The sequence below is a fragment of the Prevotella koreensis genome (assembly GCF_003977605.1).
Classification (GTDB): domain Bacteria; phylum Bacteroidota; class Bacteroidia; order Bacteroidales; family Bacteroidaceae; genus Prevotella; species Prevotella koreensis.
This window is the reverse complement of the sequence record NZ_RYYU01000001.1, coordinates 1147271-1169437: the sequence shown is the minus strand read 5'-3', so window position 1 is coordinate 1169437 and position 22167 is coordinate 1147271. Positions and strand designations below refer to the sequence as shown.

General features: G+C 42.4%; 15 protein-coding genes. 10 read left to right on the top strand and 5 right to left on the bottom strand.

Features of this window, described 5'->3' with window-relative positions:
- Positions 1–260 precede the first annotated feature (260 nt).
- Both EHV08_RS05080 and fabG read left to right on the top strand, forming a co-directional pair.
- Positions 261–872, top strand: a complete 612-nt coding sequence (locus tag EHV08_RS05080) for a TetR/AcrR family transcriptional regulator (protein WP_126679420.1) — start codon at positions 261–263, stop codon at positions 870–872.
- Positions 873–951: 79 nt separating this feature from the next.
- Positions 952–1698 (top strand): 3-oxoacyl-[acyl-carrier-protein] reductase, encoded by a 747-nt coding sequence (gene fabG, locus EHV08_RS05075; RefSeq protein WP_126678366.1) that lies wholly within the window; start codon positions 952–954, stop codon positions 1696–1698.
- On the opposite strand, the gene EHV08_RS05070 is transcribed toward fabG, so the two are convergent.
- The gene (locus tag EHV08_RS05070) at positions 1645–1923 is read right to left on the bottom strand and encodes a hypothetical protein (RefSeq protein WP_126678365.1); all 279 of its coding nucleotides are present in this window, start codon (positions 1921–1923) and stop codon (positions 1645–1647) included. The two genes, fabG and EHV08_RS05070, sit on opposite strands and share 54 nt — an antisense overlap.
- Positions 1924–2003: 80 nt before the next feature.
- Here EHV08_RS05070 and EHV08_RS05065 point away from each other — a divergent pair, with 80 nt between their 5' ends.
- Complete coding sequence (locus tag EHV08_RS05065) at positions 2004–2675, top strand: RluA family pseudouridine synthase (RefSeq protein ID WP_126678364.1); 672 nt, start codon at positions 2004–2006, stop codon at positions 2673–2675.
- 21 nt (positions 2676–2696) lie between these two features.
- Here the strand turns inward: EHV08_RS05065 and EHV08_RS05060 are convergent, their stop codons facing one another.
- Positions 2697–3443, bottom strand: coding sequence for a hypothetical protein (locus EHV08_RS05060; RefSeq protein ID WP_126678363.1), 747 nt, complete (start codon positions 3441–3443; stop codon positions 2697–2699).
- Positions 3444–3884: 441 nt separating this feature from the next.
- Positions 3885–4922, bottom strand: a complete 1038-nt coding sequence (locus tag EHV08_RS05055) for an IS110 family transposase (RefSeq protein ID WP_126678362.1) — start codon at positions 4920–4922, stop codon at positions 3885–3887.
- Positions 4923–5525: 603 nt separating this feature from the next.
- Between EHV08_RS05055 and EHV08_RS05050 the strand changes: the two genes are divergently transcribed.
- The 7 genes from EHV08_RS05050 to tamL all read left to right on the top strand — a co-directional run bounded on the left by EHV08_RS05050 (position 5526) and on the right by tamL (position 20034).
- Positions 5526–6857: an ATP-binding protein gene (locus EHV08_RS05050; RefSeq protein ID WP_126678361.1), complete on the top strand. Its 1332-nt coding sequence runs from the start codon at positions 5526–5528 to the stop codon at positions 6855–6857.
- 973 nt (positions 6858–7830) lie between these two features.
- Positions 7831–10014, top strand: a complete 2184-nt coding sequence (locus EHV08_RS05045; protein ID WP_126678360.1) for a dynamin family protein — start codon at positions 7831–7833, stop codon at positions 10012–10014.
- A 1-nt stretch (position 10015) separates the two neighbouring features.
- On the top strand, positions 10016–10837 hold the full coding sequence (locus EHV08_RS05040) for a hypothetical protein (RefSeq protein ID WP_126678359.1): 822 nt from the start codon (positions 10016–10018) through the stop codon (positions 10835–10837).
- A gap of 61 nt (positions 10838–10898) precedes the next feature.
- Positions 10899–11972 (top strand): hypothetical protein, encoded by a 1074-nt coding sequence (locus EHV08_RS05035; RefSeq protein WP_158676050.1) that lies wholly within the window; start codon positions 10899–10901, stop codon positions 11970–11972.
- A gap of 1 nt (position 11973) precedes the next feature.
- Positions 11974–12342: a hypothetical protein gene (locus EHV08_RS05030; protein WP_126678357.1), complete on the top strand. Its 369-nt coding sequence runs from the start codon at positions 11974–11976 to the stop codon at positions 12340–12342.
- Positions 12343–13040: 698 nt separating this feature from the next.
- Entirely contained in the window at positions 13041–17684 is a 4644-nt protein-coding gene (locus EHV08_RS05025; protein WP_126678356.1) for a translocation/assembly module TamB domain-containing protein, read from the top strand.
- Positions 17662–20034, top strand: a complete 2373-nt coding sequence (gene tamL, locus EHV08_RS05020; RefSeq protein ID WP_126678355.1) for a translocation and assembly module lipoprotein TamL — start codon at positions 17662–17664, stop codon at positions 20032–20034. Before EHV08_RS05025 ends, tamL begins: the two co-directional genes overlap by 23 nt.
- Before the next feature lie 56 nt (positions 20035–20090).
- Here tamL and cls read toward each other — a convergent pair whose 3' ends face one another.
- Both cls and EHV08_RS05010 read right to left on the bottom strand, forming a co-directional pair.
- A complete protein-coding gene (cls, locus tag EHV08_RS05015; protein ID WP_126678354.1) occupies positions 20091–21500 on the bottom strand; it encodes a cardiolipin synthase in 1410 nt (469 codons plus the stop codon).
- Positions 21497–22156 carry a 7-carboxy-7-deazaguanine synthase QueE gene (locus EHV08_RS05010; RefSeq protein ID WP_126678353.1) on the bottom strand — a complete coding sequence of 220 codons (660 nt, stop codon included), beginning with the start codon at positions 22154–22156 and terminating at the stop codon, positions 21497–21499. Before EHV08_RS05010 ends, cls begins: the two co-directional genes overlap by 4 nt.
- Positions 22157–22167: the final 11 nt, after the last annotated feature.

Sequence of the window (22167 nt, the reverse complement as noted above, 5' to 3'; positions counted from 1 at the left end):
CTGCTCGACAATCGAACAAAATCAGTCAAGGACTCTAATGCCCGATGGGGCTTTAAATACTATTTTTTTTTGTCTTTAAACACTATGTCTTTTTTGTCTTTCTGTTATGAAAACATGTCTTTCTGTCTAAAAACAACTACTTATAAATTGGTATTTTCAGCACATTCCGCATGAAAATATTTGGAGGAATGAAATAAAAAAACTACTTTTGCACATGGTAAAGATAATGTGCAATAGATAAAAAAGTGGAGAAAAGAAGTATGTCAATATCCAAGACAAGGCAGAAACTCGTAGATGTGGCTCGACAATTATTTGCCAAAAACGGTCTTGAAAACACCACAATGAATGACATTGCGGTAGCTTCGGGAAAGGGGCGGCGTACTCTTTACACCTATTTCAACAGTAAGGAAGACGTGTATTATGCAGTTATCGAAGGAGAACTGGAACGCCTTTCCGACCGTATGGATGAGGTGGCATCAATGAAGATAAAGCCTCAAGAAAAGATTATCGAACTCATTTACACACATCTTACCACAATCAAGGAAACCGTGATGCGTAACGGAAACCTGCGCGCGGCCTTTTTTCGCAATATATGGATGGTGGAGAAGGTGAGAAAGAATTTCGACGAAGACGAGATAGAAATCTTCCGCAAGGTATATGCAGAGGGCAAGGCCGATGGCGAGTTCGACATCGACAGCGTGGAACTCGTCGCAGACATAACCCACTATTGCATCAAAGGCCTTGAGGTTCCTTTCATCTATGGTCGTCTCGGTCATGGCATGACACCGGAAACCAGCAAACCCCTTGTTGCCAAGGTCGTTTACGGAGCATTGGGGCGCAACGGTGCATCGGGTATAAAGATAAATCCTTGACAGACGATTGCTGCGACATGCATGCAACCTGTACCTGTAAGGGAAAAGACAAATCATAAATAATTAAATTACGGAAAATATGGGATTACTGATTGGTAAGACCGCGCTTATTACAGGTGCGGCACGCGGAATTGGCAAGGCCATCGCGTTGAAGTTTGCCGCCGAGGGCGCAAACGTGGCATTTACAGACCTCGTTATCGACGAGAACGGCAAGGCTACCGAGGCAGAGATTACAGCATTCGATGTTAAGGCAAAGGGATATGCAAGCAATGCGGCCAATTTCCAAGAGACTGAAGACATTGTGAAGCAGATAAAGGAAGAGTTCGGGAGCATCGATATTCTCGTAAACAATGCCGGTATCACAAAGGACGGACTGATGCTCCGCATGACCGAACTACAGTGGGATGCGGTGATTGCTGTAAATCTTAAATCGGCTTTCAACTTCATTCACGCATGTGTTCCTGTGATGATGCGCCAGCGCGGCGGTTCAATAATAAATATGTCGTCGGTGGTCGGTGTTCATGGCAATGCCGGTCAGTCAAACTACGCTGCTTCAAAGGCCGGACTTATAGCCCTTGCCAAGAGCATCGGGCAGGAGATGGGACCGAAAGGCATACGTGCCAACGCCATTGCGCCGGGCTTCATCGACACTGCAATGACTCAGGCTCTGACAGACGATATACGCAAGGAGTGGATAAACAAGATACCTCTGCGTCGTGGTGGTAATGTTGAAGATATAGCCAATACGGCACTTTATCTTGCGAGCGACCTGTCAAGTTATGTCAGCGGTCAGGTGATACAGGTTGATGGCGGTATGAATATGTAGTTGAGCGATGAACGTTCTTTCTTCGCTTTGCTTCGAAAGCATCTCCTGGCGGAGTCGAGCGGAGCGTTGAGTGATGAGTGATGAGGGATGAGCGTTGAGCGATGAACGTTGAGCGATGAACGTTGGGCGATGAGCGTTCTTTCTTCGCTTTGCTTCGAAAGCGTCTCCTGGCGGAGCCGAGCGGAGCGATGAGCGAATATTTAGTACGTGAAAAGAAATAATCAAAACGAGGAGGAGTCAAAGAGTCGCCTATTATCTACTCCGGTGTAGTGGCATTTTGGCTCTTCCTCTTGTTATATATTATCATGGAAGTAGTTTACGAAGACAACCATATCATTATCGTCAATAAATCGAGTGGCGAGATAGTACAGGCAGACAAGACCGGCGATGTGTCATTGTCAGAGAAGGTGAAGCAGTATATAAAGGAAGCATACGCCAAGCCCGGCAATGTTTTCATTGGCGTGGTTCATCGTCTTGACCGTCCTGTCAGCGGTCTTGTTGTCTTTGCACGTACCTCCAAGGCTCTCACACGACTCAACAATATGTTCCGCGATGGCGGAGTTCGCAAGACCTATTGGGCAATAGTTCAAAATCGCCCGGCCAACGATGAGGGCGAACTCGTGCATTGGATTTACCGCAATCAGTCGCATAACAAGAGTTATGCTCTCGACCATGAAGAGTATGCCGCCAAGAAAGCCATATTGCGTTATCGCGTCATCGGTTCTTCTGATAATTACACCCTTGTCGAGGTAAACCTTCTCACCGGCCGTCATCATCAGATACGTTGCCAACTTGCTGCCATTGGGTGTCCTATCAAGGGCGATTTGAAATATGGCGCGCGTCGCAGCAATCCTGATGCCAGTATTTCGCTGCTCGCCCGCCATATCGAGTTCGTTCATCCGGTGTCCCGGCAACTCATCTCCGTTACAGCCCCCTTACCCAAAGACAATTTGTGGCAAAGTTTTGCTGACCTGTAATGAGATGCCTCCGGTTTTGTGTTACTTATTTGCTATCACAAAGTCGTAAACGTTATCATTGTAGTCAACCACAAAGATGTGTCCGTTTTTCACTTCGATGTATTGAGGTGACGACTTTATCAAGACCTTTGAAAGCACCTTTCCGGTTTCTTTATTCACGAGGAACACATAGTCTTTTTCGCCGGTAAATCCATAACCGCAAATGATGTAGTTGCCGTGTATTATGAAAATGTCATTGCTTGTCAGATATGGCGTTTTCCAAATTACTTTATTTTTCGCAATGTCAAAGCAATAGAGCGATGAGCACTGCCCGTTGAGTCCCGACGAATAAGAAGGGCATGCAAAGTTATAATACAGTCGTCCTTTTTCGTAGCGAATATCTTGAAGTTCGCAGTTGTAATTATCAGATACTTCATTCAAATCAATCTCGTCGAACATATCGGCTTTCTCGTTATACAGCGTTACGATAAACGAATAGTCATCAGCCCTGAGTTCTTTGCGATATAGTGCAAAATATCCGAAATCGGTCTTTTCTGTGATGAATTGCTCCAGATTACAGGTTCTTGGCGTAGGTTTGAGAGATTTAATCTGAATATCTTCACGCAGTCTGTACATGGTGCCGTTAGGTTTGTTTACCAAAGATAATCCCATCTGTTCAATAGGATTATTGACACTTGGTGTGAATTTCACCATTTTCAGTTTTTGAGCCATTGCGCTTGAGGTCACGAATGCCACAAGCAGCATAAGAATCAATCTTTTTGTTTTCATAATTGTTTTTTATTAAGTTTAAACTATTTCAGCATAAGGTGTTATGTCGTTTTTGCGAAACATAAGGATTCTTTTCCGCTACAAATTTACATATAAAGTATTAGAAGAGCAAAATTTCATATTGCTTTTTTCCCATTTTAATCCAAATCGGGCATTAAAACCCTCAACTGATTTTGTTCGATTGTTGAGCAGATGTGCTGCCGTTTCATCGAAGGCGTAGTGGGTTATGCCGAGATGTAATTGCCACGAAGATGTCGGCAAGCGGACTAAAGCGGTAGGGAAGCATGCCGGCAATAGCAAATCTAAGCAAATGCGGTATAATGAATGCATTCTATGTTTCCCACCAAATAAAATCTTGTTTTTAACGTTACTTTTAACAGTTGCGTTCCAAGAATTCCGATTATTCTCTATCCATTCATTTTATTCATTTTTTTATTACATTTATCTGTTGATACATTCGTATTCGGGATTATACTTTTCCTTTGATACGGCTAATGCCGTTATTACGTGTATGAGTTTGTTCTTTACATTATTCAGTGCTACCCCTTGATGTTTTCCTCTGCTGATGAGATGTTCAAAATATTGCCTGAACTTGGGTTCCCATCTAACAGCAATTCTTGCAGCCTGTGTGAGTAAGGATTTGAGCATTTTGTTTGCAATCTTACTTACTCTTGCCACCTTATGTACACTTGTTCCGGACTCTTGTGCAAATGCTACTACTCCCCAATATGTGGCTATCTTCTTTGCATTGCCTCCAAAGTCCTTAAAGTTATTTGTGTAAGCGATAAAGGCTGCGGCATTAATCAAAGATATTCCTTTGACAGAAGTAATGCTATCGTGGGTTGTCTTGAGTTCCTCATCCTCTTCGATAAGTTCCTGCATCTTTTCCTCGCATTTTTTAATGATGGCTTTTATCTGTTTAATTATCTTGGTTGAACTATCAACAATGAATCTTACATCGCCTAATTCTTTCTTGAAGTCATCCGTGATATTTTTACGAACAGCCATTGCTTTCATTTGAGATACCAAATGCTGGCGGAACAGAAACAACTCTTTGAGTCGGGAAACATTCTTTGATAAAGGAACGTAACATACTGCCATATCTTGATAACGATAAGCATAGAGGGCTATCTTTAACGAGTCAGCCTTATCACTCTTACCTCTGCTGATACCCAAAGATCTCTTGATGCGAAGTCCGCTGTCGAGCCATATTGAATAACCTTTGGCGTACAAGAAGTTGCTTAAAGGCAAAGAGTATTTACCGGTCTTTTCTCCACACAAGAGTAGTTCATCAGCGTTTATCTTCTTTACAGATGACTTTATCCATGTGACAAATGCTTTAAAACCCTCTTTCTTGTTGGTAAACTTTTCATGGACAGCAGATTGCACTGCTTCTGAAAGTTCTGAGTTGCGACAGTCCAATAAGGTCGCATCGAAAGTTTCTTTCGAAAAATCAATTCCAATAATAATTTTTTTCATATCTTTGTAGTTATAAATGGAGAGATTAACCGGAAGCAGCTTGACTCAACAACTCTAAATAGTCTCGAAGACTAAGCATTCTATCCGGTCTATGCAGCTTTGACAAGGGGACAAATACAGTCATAGGGCTTTTAAGCCCATTTGGGGTTCTTGTCTTGTTCCTTGTCAGGTTAATTTTCTCCTTTTTACAACAAAGGTAAGAAAATTAATCCCGGAATAAAAGTTTACTTTTATAAATTGATAAACTTTTTATTCGATGCAATCTCTTTATTTATTGCAATTCATATTGCAAACTTAGAGATTGGGGTTTAATCAAACCTTACATAGTGCTTGAAATCCTAATACGTGAAAATAAACATGAAAACCAAATCTATATGGATGCGCATTGCCAGACACTTGTAGCGTGGCAATATTGTGATTTGAGATGTGGTTTTATGGAAACAATTCGGTATTTTTGGATATTTGCGCTCTAAACAATTTGGTATTTTTGGATATTTGCCATGAAAACAATTCGGTATTTTTGGATATTTTGCTCAAAAAGATTTGCGTAATTCAAAGAAGTAGATTAATTTTGCAATCAAAATCAAATATATAATTGCTACAATGGAACGAATATTCAAACGTAAACTATATGACCGACTTCTCGAATGGAAGCGTGTTCAGAATGGCAAGACAGCAATCCTTGTAGAAGGTGCTCGACGTGTAGGCAAATCAACACTTGTTGAATTGTTTGCAAAAAATGAGTACGAGTCTTACATACTCATTGATTTTAATGAGGCTTCTGACGATGTGAAGTCTTTGTTCAATAATCTTATGAATAAGGATTTTATCTTTTTGCAACTTCAGGCACTCTATAATGTCGTTCTTAAAGAACGTAAGTCTGTCATAATCTTTGATGAGGTTCAAAATTGTCCTCTTGCTCGTCAGGCCATAAAGTACCTTGTTAAAGATGGGCGTTACGATTATATTGAAACCGGTTCGCTCATCAGTATCAAGAAGAATATAAAGAGTATCACACTTCCAAGTGAAGAGGAACGCATCACCCTTTATCCTATGGATTACGAGGAATTTCGATGGGCATTGGGAGACGATGCGACAGTTCCTTTGCTTAGTACATTCTATGAGAAGCGGCTGCCACTTGGCAAGGCACACCGCGACAAGATGCGTGACTTTAGGCTTTATATGCTGATAGGTGGCATGCCACAAGCGGTAGATGCTTATATTAAAACGAATAATTTCAGCATGGTGGATATGGCAAAGCGTGGTATCATCAAAATTTATCAAGACGATTTTCAAAAACTTGACCCAACAGGACGCTTGGAAACGCTGTTTATGGAAATACCGTCTCAATTGAGTCAGGCAAGCAATCGCTATAAACCGTATGCCGTACTTGGTAATATAGACGAGAACAAACTTATGGAACTAATGAAGAACCTTGAAGATAGCAAGACAACTCTTTTCTCATATCATTCCAATGATCCGAATGTTGGTATGTCTCTGACAAAAGACATCTCTAAATACAAGATATTCTGTGCCGATACAGGTTTGTTTGTTACTCTTGCCTTTTGGGATAAAGATCACACCGAGAATGTAATTTATCAGAAACTGTTGAATGACAAACTCAGCACCAACCTCGGATATGTTTATGAAAATATAATAGCACAGATGCTCGCTTTTTCGGGCAATAAACTTTTCTATTATACTTGGTCGAAAGATGCAACCCATAACTACGAGATAGACTTCCTCCTCTCACGTGGAGCCAAACTTCATCCTATAGAGGTGAAATCTTCCGGCTATAACAGTCATGCTTCACTTGATGCTTTTTGCGAGAAGTTCTCTCATATAATAGAAAGACGTTATCTGATTTATACAAATGACTTGAAAAAGGACAAAGATACCCTTCTTCTTCCAGTTTATATGACACCATTCCTATAGATTTATGGCTTGAATATTCATGAAAAAATTTGTTCTTCACGTATGATTTAAAATATAAAACGAAAAAAATAATGAAATATCTGATATGGCTATTTCTTTCCTTGAGAAGAGGAATGTCAACTTGTCAAATAAGGTTTTAGTTGTAACTTTTGTATATAAAGAGAATGGGAAATATATATCCATATACTTATTTGACAAGAGTTAACTTAGGTATGACGATAATATATTTGATTATACAAAATTTTATATAATATGTCTTTTGAGAGGAGATGAGATAGATAGAGTAGTAAGAAAGTGCCATAACCACAAAAGGCGATTAGTGTTTTACAAAGACTTTCAACTACCGACAGTGTTTTTTCCTTGATTCTTCTGTTGTAATGGTAATCTTGTAAAACACATATTTTTAATGAAAAATGGCAAAGAAATTAAAACAATTGCTCTATATGGGTCATAAAAAATAATTGAATATGTGATACGCAATTTTGGGATTCTTGTCCTAAACCTGCGTATTATTTATTAAAAACAATGTTTATAGTTAAGTTTTTTTGTGGTAACTTTGTGTATTTCCTTCTTTTTAATATCTTTGCATGAAAATTAAAATATTTGAATTCTTAAAGAAAGAAATAAAATCGCATTAAAGTGGTTTTGGCAGAAAAAGACATGACTGGAATTTTCTTTCGTGGGAAGATTGCGAAGAGTAATACTGCTATATCGAAGAACTTTATCTAACGAGTGCCTACAGACTTGATTACACTTAATGTGATTGCTGATGCTATTCTATTGGAGAGAAGTAACATATTAGTTGGTAAGCATTTTGAATAGTATTAATTCCATTTTTAACAGATATCGGATTATCTTTGGAGTCAATTAATATTTCAGAAAATAAGAGATGAATTATCAATAACCAGATTTTCAAAAAGGTCGAACTGTTTTTTGCCTAATTTTGTGAATAATTTAAATTAAAATAAAATTTATGAATGAAACATTAAAGCAAATAAGGATTAACGCATTGCAATATTCTGAAAAGGATATGGCAATAAAGTTAGACATGTCTTTATCTGACTATAAAAAAATAGAGGATATAACCCCAATAGATATAAACCTTTTATCAAAGTTGGCAAAAGCTGTTGGAAAACCAATAGAGAACTTGATAGATGCGCAGAAGCAAGAATTAAAGTTTGATATAGATGACGCATTTCAGACTGTTGATGAGTTCAAAAACAAACTCAATGGTTTTGTTAAACAATCTGAAAGTACAGAAGGTTCGCCTAACCTTGATCTTCATAAACTGCTAAATACAGTAAATAAGATGACTCGTAAACCAAGAGTAGCTTTCGTAGGCCGCTCTGATGTAGGAAAGAGTTCTCTTATCAATACTCTGATTGGTAGTAAAACTCTTCCTGAAGCATGGACGCCAACAACGTCTATTATTGTTTACGTTAAGCACTCCTCAGATAAACCTAAATACTGTTCAAATAATGTTATGGTTTTTAAGTCTGATGAGAATACAAATATTTGGGACGACACAAAATTATCTGATCAAGAGTATACAAAATCATTTTGTATAGCTGAAGGCGATTACAAAATTCTTGAAGACTATGGTGCAAGACAGGGCTCTAAATTTGAAGATTCTGACGCTTCGTCTGCTGTGGTTTTTGTAGAATCTGATATTCTTAATAATTGTGATTTGATAGACTTGCCTGGTTATGGAACCAAGGACAGAGAAGAAGATGATTCATTGCTTAAAAAAAATCAGAATGTTGATGTTCTCGTTTATATGTCAGTAGCCAATGGATTCATGCGAGGAGATGATATAAACTGGCTTCAAGGCGAATTACCTAATCTTGCCCCAATAGCATTGAACAATAGGCAACTTAAGCCATTGTCAAATCTTTATATTGTAGCTTCTCAAGCACATACCGTTTCAAATGGCTCTATTGATGCTCTTGAAACTATTCTGCAGAAAGGTGCTGACAGATTTGAAAAAACTTTGTCGTCAAATTACTGGAACAATCTTGGACAGGATACAACATCCAATGATTTTCGTTGTCGTTTCTTCACATACTCTAAAGATCAAAAGTCATTGAGAACCAAGTTTGAGAATGATTTAAGGAGTTTGCTTATTAAACTACCAGAAATTATTAAGAACTCGGTAGTTGATTATGTTAAAGAATATGTCAAGAACGAAAAAACTTGTTCAGAAAAAGAATTGCGTTCTTCTCGTGAAATCTTATCAAAAAGAGAAGAAAAGAAAAAAGAGCTTGAAGAAATCAAGGCAAAAGAACCACAAAGAATCAATGATAACGAGAACAGAAAAGCCAATATTATAAAAAAAATCAAGGATTTATCTCATGAGGCATCAGTAGATATTACAAACTGCTATAATAAGATACTTACTGTTGAAAATATCATTAAGATCATTGAGAAAAACTACTGGAGCAATAAAGAAGAAGACAATAAGCAGTTAAGCGCAAAATTGTCGAATCTTCTTAATGATTCATATACATCAGTACTTAAAAATTATTCAAAAGAATTATCAGAAGATATAGATAAGTTCTTGGAGAACCTTAAGAGTTCTATAACAATGTCGTTAAATAAAGATGGTGTTGATGTTGGCGCAAATTTCAATGTAAAAGTGTCATTTATAACGAGTTTGGAAGGACCGGCAACATGTGGGGCATTATCTGTTTGGGCATCAAGTTTGGGTAAATTAGGAACTTCGATACTTGTTTCTAAAGGGGTAAGTGTATTGTCTGCTATGGGTATCAGCTTAGGTGGAACAACTGCAGCTTATGCAGCAATCGCTGCTTTAGGTGGGTCGCCTGTTGTGCTTGCTATAAGATTAGCAGCAATCTTAGCAAGTTTTGTATATGTTCTATTTTTTGGCGATAGGAGGATAGAAATAGCGAAAAGGATTATTAAAGAATATGACAAAAATAAAGTGTTGAGTAATTATTTGTCTCAAAACTCTAAATATTGGTCAGACACAGAAGTGGCATTCAGTACAGCCGCCAATAAGTTAGAAAAAGATTTTGAAGATTATATTGCTTCATTAGATAAAGATATCAATACAAGCGATGATGATAACATTAATTTAAAAATAGTTTCTGAAGAAAGGAAAATAAGAGTTTATGATTCACTTTTAAATAATCTATAATATGGAAATTTTTGAAAGATTAAAACAAGAAAATTTAATTTGGGATGCCCAAATTGCAGGTAAAAATAAATTCTGCCTTGCCCCAGGTGAAGAAAAGTGTTTTACTGACTATTTTTCTTTTTGCTTGAATGTTGCAACTTGGCCAGTTGAAATTGAGACAAGAACATTCTTCGCAAATGAAGCAGAATTGGCTTTAAATGTGTTCTCTGAAAAGTGCAATATGGACGACTCTGTCTTGACAGTTATTCAGGAATCAAGAAGTAAGCTCGTTAAAGTTTCTACAGATATAAATGATTTTATTCTAAAACAGACAAAAGAACAAGCCAAATCTGCATATGATGCAAACAATAAGGTCTTAGCTAATTTGTCGAAACTCAAATCAGAGATAAATCAGGCAAAGGGACAGTCTCAGTTTGATGAAATACTCAAAAAAATGTCCACCTATGAAGACTGTTTGGACAAGAGCATTTTGGATCAGCAGCAAACAACTTTATATAACTCATTGACAAGAGATTTCTCTGCTCTTGTATCGAATAAAATGTCAGAGATAACTCATCATGATGATATTAAGTACAATAAAAAAGCTGTTGACTCTTTCAAGAAAGCATTTGAGCTTTTCAAGGCGAATGAAGAAAAGTATAAAAAATCAGACACAGAACTCTATGGACTGGTATCTGAATATCTGTTTGCCTTTGATGCCAGGAGACTTACAAATGAGTGCTTGGTATACTACAATCATGTATATTCTTATATTTTCAATAAGTTAGATGATAATGGTAAATTTAGGTTTACTCAATTTTCGTTTGATACACCAAAGAAATAATCTTAGAATGAATAGCCCCCAATCAATATATATGCGATCTTTCTTTGTTAGCGAAGGCGTAATGACTACCCCATTACAGGCAATGAATACGTTTTCTACTATTTCAACGACAAATCGCTATAATACTCAATGCAAGGAGTTCGTGTCTAACCTTAGAGAATTAACTCAACGATATAATGCAAAAGTTAAACAAGTTCTTGCACTAAATCCGACTTATACAGGCTCAAGGAGTAATGGTGTAAAATTGGCCTGGAAATATGAGAAAGCTGATATTACAATGGGTGGTAAAGGCTCTGCAAATTGGAATGAACTTCAGAGACAGGAAATCAAAGAAAGAGGGACTGTTAGAGGTGCCGAGGGGCATCATCAACGAAATGTAGCTGACTATCCAGAAGAACAAGTTAATCCAGACAATATTAAATTCTACAAGTCAAAAAAAGAGCATTTGGAAAAAGGTCACAATGGTGATTTTCATAATGAATCTGTTGCTCCCAAAATAGACAAGGAGGATATGTTAAAACGAACCAATCGAAAAAGGGTGTTAAAAAATGAATTAAAAGGGGCTAGTCTTGCTGCGATAATTGGTTTTGTTTCTGGGGCTTCTATCGGTTTTATCGTAACAATTGCTCAGAATGGCATTTCTCCCGATTCTATTAAAGATGCGGCGATAAATGGTTGGAAAGTAGGGTTAGAAGGTGCTGCATTCGGTTTGCTGAATCATATGGGTACAAGGTTTGTTGGTGATATAGCAACTAATACAATGACCGTATTACTTTCGAATTTCGGAATAAAAGTTACAGAAAATATAACTAAAGCTTGCAATATGGGAATTGCTGGTTCTGTTGCAATCATTACATTCTCTATCTATCAGTTCGTTAGACTTAAAAGGAATGGTTTGCATACTAATGAAGCACTTCGTTTCGTTTGGAAAGACGTAAAAGTTTCTGTAGCTTCACTCGCAATAACTGTTACTGTACAAGCTGCGTTTGGTGGGCCTGCTGCATTGGCTGTCAGTATCGGTATTGGTGCCATATTGCTAAGTTATTCCATGTATAATGTATATCACGATAAGAAACTCATGAGTAAGATACATTGTTACACAATAGAAAAATCATATCCATTAATACTTGAATAATATGACAGTTGAAGACTTTATAAATAAAGCAAAGAATCAGGACTCAAGAAACTTTTTTGAACCATACACTGGCGACATATCAAGTGTGCCTTCTGGAATAGTGGAATTATATCGCAAAGCGAATCCCATTAATGTGGAGATAGATACTAGAAAGTTTGGGAGTATCCATTTTTACCCATTGGAAGATTTGGAGAATCTAAAGAATGATTATTCTTTTATGCCAAAAGATTCTTTCATCTTTGCGTCAAATAATGGAGATCCGATTTTTATTGAAAACTCGCGTTTCTATATTACATATGAGAGTCGATTTAATCCTGAACAATTATCTGATAGTTTTGAAAGTTTTCTTGATTATATTAAAATTAAATAGAGGCCGTTGATAATGGCAGTTCTTCCATACTGTTTTGCCAGATTGATATGCCCCCCAAAGTTTGACAAAAATCTTTCGTGTGTATCATGGCTATGCCTAAAAACAAAAATCTGTTAATGAATTAATATCATATACACAAGTTCGTGATTCGTGTCCTAAATTCGCGTATATTGTGCTATTGCATTCTGCAATTTCGCCTGTTTTACTCTGCAAATTCGCCCAAATTGGTTTGCAAATTCGCCCATTTTGCTGAGCAATTTCGGCGAAATTGAAATTCAGTTGATGGTGTTTTGTGAACTAAAGTATGGGCGAGTAAAGAATGTAGAGAGGCTTACCCCCAATCGCTTCATTATAACGCATTTACTTAGACTTGTTATTTATGTAGTGCTTCCCTACCGTTTTAGCCCGCTTGTCGCCATCTGCGCTGCCATTACATCTCGTCGTAGCCCGCTACGTCTTCGATGAAACGGCAGCACATCTGCTCAACAATCGAACAAAATCAGTTGAGGGCTCTAATTACAGATTTGGGGTAACACCGTGTGGTATTGCTGTGCAGTAAGTTAATTATTGTGTGTGTGCTCTGTTTTTTGTGGTTTTTATTCGTTTATCTGAAATGTTTTTTATTAATTTGCACTCGCTTTCATGCCCCGTAGGCTGTCATAAGAGTTGGCAGCACGGTTATTTATGACTGTAAAGATATGAAGAAATTCCTAAAGTGGTTCGGCATTTGGCTTCTTGCCATGTTCATGACGGTTGCCGCCTTTGTTGCTCTGATATACTTCCCGCCGTTCCAAAATTGGGCTGTCGGGAAAGTGACGGAGTATGTATCGGAGCAGACCGGCATGGATATAAAGATAGAGCGGGTGGGCATTAGTTTTCCGCTCAATCTCAGCATTACCGGACTTCATGTGGAGAAACCCAACGACTCGATACCAAATCTCACAGATACCATTGCCGATGCACGCGAACTTGTGGTCGATGTCAGACTGCTGCCGCTCTTTGACAGCAGGGTGGAGATAGACGCACTGCGGTTCATGGACGTTAAGGTGAACACCGACGGACTGATAAATACCGCCAGGGTGAAAGGCCGTCTTGAACGCCTTAACCTTGAGAGTCACGGCATAGACCTGCGCGGAAAGATCATACGCGTGGATAGTGCTATGATTGCCGGAGCCGACCTGAACATCGAACTGGCCGACACCGTGCCGGAAGACACAACGGCAAACGACAACTTTTGGAAAGTCGATATTGACCGCCTGCAACTTGAGCGCAGCCGTCTCGCCCTACACATGTCGGGCGATACGATGTCGGTAAAACTGTCTGTTGACAACGCTTTGGCCACATCTGCATACATGGATTTGTATCGAAGTCACTACCGTGTGAAACGATTGCAGTGGCGAGGTGGCGAATTCGGTCTTGACTACAACCACGAGCCACATTCCGCCGGACTTGATTATAACCATCTCATGCTGACAGAGGTGGTTCTCGATGCCGACTCTTTCGACTTCTGTTCGCCTAAGATAGACGTGAACATTAGGCAATCGTCATTCCGCGAGAAGAGCGGCCTTGACGTGCGTTCTTTCACTTCGCACTTCGGTCTTGATGCCAAAAAACTATACCTGACCGATGCAAACCTCATTACCTCGGAGTCGCGTATGAAGGTGCATTTCGTGATGGATCAGAACACATTCAGCGAGACTGCACCGGGCAAGATGCACCTCACGGCCGACGGATATGTAGGTAAGCAAGACCTGATGCTGTTCATGGCCTACGCGCCAGAAGCACTGCGCCGCAAGTGGCCGGCACGCCCATTGAAAATAAACACCGTGCTGTCCGGAAATATGCGACGCGTTGTGCTGACAGGATTGGTTGCCGACCTGCCCACAGCATTCCATATCAATGCCCGCGGAACGATAGACAACCTCACCGACCCGGACAATCTTCGTGCCGACCTGCATGCCACTGCACATGCCGACAACATCGACTTTGCCACCGCCGCACTGCCTGCCGGCACACTCGATGGCATGACCATACCGCGCGGAATCGGAATAACCGGACAGTTCAATGTGGACGGAATGCGCTACCGTGCTAAGTTCAGAGCCACCGAAAGCGATGGAACGCTTTCGGGAAGTGCCGACATAAACACTGCCGGAAGCATGACATATTCTGCCGACCTTGTGGCGAGCAACCTCAACCTCGCTCATTTCATGCCACGAAAAGGTTTGGGGCCGTTCAGTGGAAAGATAGCATTGAAAGGCAACGGGACAGACATCTATTCGCCGAGAACACGAGTCGATGCCAACGTGGCGATAACAACATTCGCATACGGCGGCTACGACCTGAGCGGAATGGGCGGTACCGTGCGGTTGAGCAACGGGCATGGCATAGCCGACATAAATAGCAACAACCGTCTCATAAAGGGAAACATCACACTGGATGCACTGCTTGGCAAGCGAGAAATGAAAGCTACGCTCGGTGCCGACCTGTCGCATATCGACTTCCACGGATTGAAACTTGCCGACACTCCGCTATCGGCTGCATTCTGCACGCACCTTGATGTTGCCACGGATATGAATCAGTCGTATCTTTTGAAAGGCACGATAAGCGACCTCGTAGTGCATGAGGGAGAGAGCGGATATTTCCCCGATAACATCAATATCGACCTGCTGATGCGTCGTGACACAACCCATATCATTGCAAGTAACGGCGATTTCAACATCGAAATGGATGCACGCGGAGGTCATAAGGTGCTGTTGAGACAGATGGACAGCATAATGACACAACTGAAAAAAGACTTTGACAACAAGGTAATAGACCAATCGGCACTGCGTGCGAAACTGCCCACGGCGCGAATAAAACTCGATTCGGGCAGTGATAACTTCCTTGAACACATGTTGCGACGGTTCGGCTACTCGTTTGCGGCTGCTAAAATGAATCTCACTTCGTCTCCGCAGTCGGGGCTGAACGGAAATATGGAGATACACAGGTTGCTTGCCGACAGTATCCAACTTGACACCGTGCGCCTCAAGGTTTATTCCGATGCCGAGCGTTTCAAGTTCGACGGACAGGTGCGCAACAACCGAAAGAATCCGCAGTATGTATTCAATGCCTTTGTAGAGGGACAAATTGTGGAGAAAGGATTGGCTCTCAACCTTCGTTCTTACGACTATCGCGACGTGCTGGGAGTGAAACTCGGGGCTACGGCGGAGATGGAACAGGGGGGCATACGCATGCGAATGCTCACCGACAATCCGGTGATAGGCTACAAGGATTTCACCATAAACGATGATAACTACATCTTCGTGGGCAACGACAAGCGACTGTCGGCACGGTTGAGGATGCGCTCAAGCGATGGGGTAGATGTGCAACTGAAGTCTGAGGACGACAACGATGACGTGCTACAAGACCTAACACTCTCCATAAGCAAACTGAAGATTGAGGACATCGTTGCCGTAATACCTTATATGCCTCGCATGTCGGGAACGATAGACGGCGACTTTCACTTCATACAGACTGCTTCCGACATCTCGGTCAGTTCGACGATGAGTGTCAAGGAGATGACTTACGAGGGCAGCAGTATGGGAAATCTCGGTGCAGAGTTCGTATATATGCCTAAGGACGGTGGCTCTCACTATGTGGATGGAATAATCTACAGCGGCGAAGAAGAGGTGGCTACGGTGACAGGAACATACCGTTCGGAGGGTAATGGCTATCTCGATGCCACCATGAGTATGGAAAAGATGCCGATGAGTGTGCTCAACGGAATGATTCCTGACAAACTTGTGGGATTCGAGGGAGAGGCCGATGGTACTCTCGATATACGCGGACAACTGAACAAACCGCAGGTGGACGGTTCGCTGACACTGAACAATGCCTATCTCGTGAGCGAACCTTACGGCATGCGCATGAAGTTTGATAGCACACCGTTGAATGTGTCGGGCAGTAAGATTGCTTTCAAGAACTTCAACCTGCGTTCAAGCAACAACACCCCGTTGGTGGTTAACGGCAACGTGAACTTCTCTAACCTCGACGACATAACGATGAACATTCGCATGGCGGCGCAGAATTTCCAGATAATCAACTCTAAGGAAACACGTCGCAGTGAGGCTTTCGGTAAGGCATACGTTGATTTCGTCGGCTCGCTTAGAGGTTCGCTTAACGACCTAAATATGCGCGGAAGAATGGATGTGCTGGGAACTACCGATATGTCGTATATTCTGCGCGACTCTCCGTTGAACTCCGACTACCAGATGGATGAACTCGTGCGCTTCACCGACTTTACCGACACTACGCAGACCACCGTGAGCCATTCGACCTCAATGGGCTTCAACATGGATCTCGTGGTGAATATCGACCGTGCCGCGCGAGTGGTGTGTTATCTGAACACCGACCATTCAAACTATGTAGATTTGATGGGCGACGGTTCGTTGAGATTGCAATACACACCATCGGAAAATTTCCGAATACGCGGAAAATATACGCTCAACAACGGCAAGATGAAATACTCGATGCCGGTAATTCCGCTGAAGACATTCACCATAAGGGACGGCAGTTATATTGAGTTCACCGGCGACCCGATGAACCCAAGACTAAATATCACCGCAACGGAGCGCACCAAGTCGAGCGTAAACAGCGACGGACAGAGCCGCAGTGTGGATTTTGAGTGCGGCGTGGTGATAAGCAAAACGCTGAAAGACATGGGACTACAGTTCGTTATTTCGGCACCGGAGGATATGACCGTGCAGAACGAACTGAACATTATGAGCGAGGAAGAACAGGGAAAATTGGCTGTGGGAATGCTTACCACGGGAATGTATCTCGCCGGTGGCGGTACGTCGAACCTGTCGATGAACAATGCTCTGAGTTCTTTCTTGCAGAGCGGTATAAACAATATTGCAGGCAATGCGTTGCGCACTCTTGACTTCAGCCTCGGTTTCGACAACGCTTTCGATGCTTCCGGAGGAATGTACACCGACTATAGTTTCCGCTTCGCAAAACGATTCTGGAACAACCGACTGCGTGTGGTGGTGGGTGGAAAAATATCTACTGGTTCAAATATGACGAACAGAGACCAGGCCTTTTTTGATAACGTTACATTGGAGTACCGGATGAGTCAGACTTCAAACAAATATTTGAAGATGTTCTATAATCATGGAGCATACGACTGGTTGGAGGGGGAGAACAGTGAGTATGGAGTGGGATTTATATGGCGACGCAAGGTTAATCACTTCTTCGAACTGTTCAGAAAAGAAACCAACGACGACCGTCTCGACCTGAACAAACTGCAGATGCCGCGTGACTCTACTAATAATAATGTAAATGAAACTAAGGAAAATAAATAATACACCGGCACTTCTGACGGCTGTCTTGCTGTGCTGCGCCATGATACTGGCTTCGTGTTCTACTACGAGTGCGTTGCCGGAGGGTGAGCAGTTGTATCTTGGAATATCCAAAATAAACTACACCAACTATGAACGTGGAAGCCATTTCGCTGCAACGCAGGAGGAGGTTGAGGCTGCATTGGCGTGCGAACCGAATGGTGCGCTGTTCGGAAGTTCGTCCGTGCGCTCACCATTCCCCATCGGACTGTGGGTGTGGAACGCTTTTTCGGACTCTAAAGGGAAATTTGGTAAGTGGATTGGGCGCACTTTCGGTAAGAATCCGGTGCTGATGAGCGATGTGAATGCCCCCTTACGCTCCACCGTTGCGCAGAGTGTGTTGCGAAATCGTGGCTATTTCCACGGCAAAGTGGGTTATGAGGAAATAGCACAGAGAAATCCTAAGAAGGGAAAGATAAGATATGACGTTGAGATGAACCACCTGTTCACACTCGACTCCATTGCTTATTTAGGCTTTACGCCGGTGAGTGACAGTCTGATCAGGCAGAGTCTTGACGATGCAGTGGTGCGTCGTGGTTCGCCTTTCAGCGTTGCAGCACTCGATGCAGAGCGTACACGCATTTCGCAACTGTTCCGAAACAACGGGTATTACTATTACCAATCCTCCTACGCTTCTTATCTTGCCGACACGATGATGGTGCCGGGCAAGGTGCAATTGCGCTTCCAACTCGCTGAAAATATTCCGGAGAAAGCGAAGCATAAGTGGTATATCGGACGTATAGGACTGACATTCAAGCGCACGGTAACGGACATACCGACCGATTCTGTGGAACGAAGTAGGTTCAAGGTGTATTTCAGTGGCCGCCGGCCGCCGGTGAAAACGTCTGTATTAGGGAACGGATTGAAGATGCAGCAGGGACAACTGTTCTGCTACGATGATCTGATGGAGACCGAAAATACCATTACTTCGTCAGGATTATTCAGTATGGTGAATTTCACATTCACGCCGCGCGATGACTCGCCGACGTGCGACACGCTCGATTTGAACATCTCTTGTGTCTTCGACAAGAAATATGACTTCTACGCAGAGACGAACATACGCGGCAGAACCACAGGACGCATGGGGCCTGAACTGGTGATCGGACTCACGAAACGGAATACATTCCACGGCGGAGAGACATTCGACATCAACATGCACGGGCTTTATGAGTGGCGCACAACAAGGAAACTCGTGGACTATTCGGATATGGCGACCTACCGCGTGGGACTGGATGCGTCGCTGACATTCCCAAGAATTGTTATGCCGTTCAGTCTTTTCAAGAAGCAACGAAGGGTATTTAACAATAGTGTGAGGGAGAATAAACAGCACCGCAGGAAGTTTTTTGTAGCCCCTACCACTACCTTGAAAATGGGATTCGATATTGAGAGCCGTTCCGAGTATTTCAGAATGCACACCGCTTCGGGCGAACTGACCTACCGCTTGCAGCCTACACCGACATCGATACACAGCCTGTCGCCGCTGACGGTTGTCTATCAGTTCAAGAATAAAATCACTCATCTCTTCGACTCAATAGTCGGAACAAGTCCATATCTGACGCAGGCTCTTTCCGATCGTTTCATAATGAAACTCTCCTATACGTACAACTATTCGAGTCCGAGAAGTAAGAGAAATCCGATAGCGTGGGAAACGACTATCTCGGAGGCAGGAAACCTTGTGTCGCTCGGCTTTATGGCAACAGGAAAGAAATGGAACGAGGTGGGAAAGGAACTGTTCAAAAATCCTTATGCGCAGTTCCTGAAAGTGAATACCGACTTCGTAAAGCGTTGGAGGGTAAACGAAAAGACATCTCTTGTGGCTCATATCAACGCAGGGGTGATATGGAGTTACGGTAATAATACATACGCACCGTTCAGCGAACAGTTTTTTGTTGGTGGAGCGAATACCATCCGTGCTTTCCCTGTTCGTGGCATCGGACCGGGACGAATGCGCCCTGATGATGGTGGTTTGAGTTATTTGTTTCAGACCGGCGACATGAAATTTCTCGCCAATCTGGAATGTCGTTTCAATCTTTTCGGAAGTCTCAATGGTGCGTTGTTCCTCGATGCCGGAAATGTGTGGAACATAAGCAGTGGTAGTAATGACGTGGAATGCTTCAAACTTTCCAGACTACCACGCGATCTTGCTGTGGGTACCGGCTTCGGATTGCGTTACGACCTTGAGTTCCTTGTTGTGCGTGTGGATTGGGGTTTCGCCATACACGCTCCTTACGATACCGGCTATGGCGGATATTTTAACATGCGCAGATTCGGCGATATGCAGTCGATAAACTTCGCCGTGGGCTATCCGTTCTGACTTCTATTGCCGGTATAATAATCAAAAAGCGGTGGTCACATTCTTTTGTTTTGCGCTTAAAGCAGTGGCGAGAGAAGTCTAACAACCGATTCCCACAGCCGTTGTATGTATGAAGGACGGTGGGTGTATTTCAGTTCTGATGTGGGTATGCAGTGGTTTAGGTCGTCGAGAAAGACCTGTTTCATTCTTTTTGCAACCTCGGTGTCATAGAAGAAGACGTTTGCCTCGAAGTTATTCTCGAACGAACGGAAGTCGATGTTCGTCGAGCCACACGTGCATAGGGCATCATCGGAAACGAGAATCTTGCTGTGGTTGAACTCCTTCTCGTAGGCAAATACTTTCACTCCGGCATCTATTGCCTGCAATACGTATGAGCGGCTTGCCCATTCCACCACTTTGGCATCGCTCTTGAGCGGTACGATCAAGAGCACATCCACACCGGCGTTTGCTGCCGTGCGCAGTGCGAACATAATCGTTTCGGTGGGTAGGAAATATGGAGTTTCCATATATACGTAGTCTCGCGCTTCTATAATGATGCGCACATAACCCTGCATGATGTCGTGGTCGGGAGTGACAGGGCTACCCGTAACCAGTTGTGCAATGCAGTTATTGCTGATTTTTGTCTTAGGTTCAGGATAGTAGCGCAAGCCTGTTATCAGTGTCCGTGAAACGAAATACCAATCGATAAGGAATGCCCTCTGTATGGCATTCACTATTCCTCCGCGTACGAGCAGGTGTGTGTCGCGCCATTTCTTGGCATATCTCACGGCGATGTTCATGCCTCCTACAAATGCCGTTTCACCGTCTATGATGATTATCTTGCGGTGATTACGGTAGTTTATTTTGCTTGTCAGTAAAGGGAAATATACCGGAAGGAAAGGATAAACTTTCACGCCGGCATCTGTCATGCGGCGGAAAAACTTGCCGCTAACTCTCCAACTGCCCACATCGTCATATATCAGGCGCACTTCCACGCCACGATTTACGCAGTCTATCAGTGCATCGGCAACAAGATTGCCTATCGCATCGTCTTCTATGATATAGGTTTCTATATGCACGTGGTGTCTCGCCTGTCCTATATTAGACAATAAGGAGAGGAAGAAATCGCTGCCGTGGGTTAATATCTCCACATCATTATCCTTGAACGGTAATGACCAGTTGCTTTCAATGAATTGGTTTATCAGCGGCGAATATTTCTCCGGAAGGTAAAGGTCGCGCTGTGCAACGAACTCCACCATTGTGCGCTTTGTGAGTTGGTCAAGATTTTTTTGGTTTATGAGTCGTTCTTTCCTTATGTTCTGACCAAAGAAGAAATAGAGCAGAAAGCCTATTACAGGTAAGAAAACAAGCACCAAAATCCATGACACAGCCTTTGCCGGTTGCCTGTTGTCGAGCAGCACTGTGAATATCGCCGGTATAACAAAGACGACAATGTATATCAGGAATATGATGCTTAGGTTTATCATTTGAAGTTCGCCAATTTATGTGTTTGTAGCGACAATCGCCACTGTGGATGCTCTGTGATGTAGTTGATGCAGGCACGCATTATCTCCTCGTTGCGTTCCGGGTCGCCTATATCGCAAGGCTGGAGGTAGAGTAGGGGCAGGTCATGTTTTCTACGCTTCGCCATGAAAGTATCTTCTGTTGAATCCGATTGCAGAGATGGAGGAAGGAAAGTGTCGGGAGTGTGTTCCCCGTCGAATACCACCTTTATTTCGTCTGCCTGCTCCATAATCTCTCGGTAGATGTCAATGTTGTCGCTGTTGTTATATTTTCCGAACGGAATCTTTGGTGAAACGGTAATCCAGTCAATGCCTTTGGCCGGCCGTTTGCTGCCGTTCGTCTCCATGGCAATGGTAAATCCGGCATCGTGTAGGGCATCAACAAGAGTGTCATCTACCTGCAATGATGGTTCGCCACCTGTGAGAATCACAAACCTTGTGGGATAAACCGAAATGCTTTTCACAATCTCATCTGCCGACATCTCACGGTATTCCGAGAAGTCGGTATCGCAGAACGAACACCTGAGATTACAACCTGCAAACCTCACGAATGTCGCGGCGCATCCGGTGTTGTGCCCTTCGCCTTGCAGTGAGGAAAATATATCGTTTATTCTATACATTATTTATATGT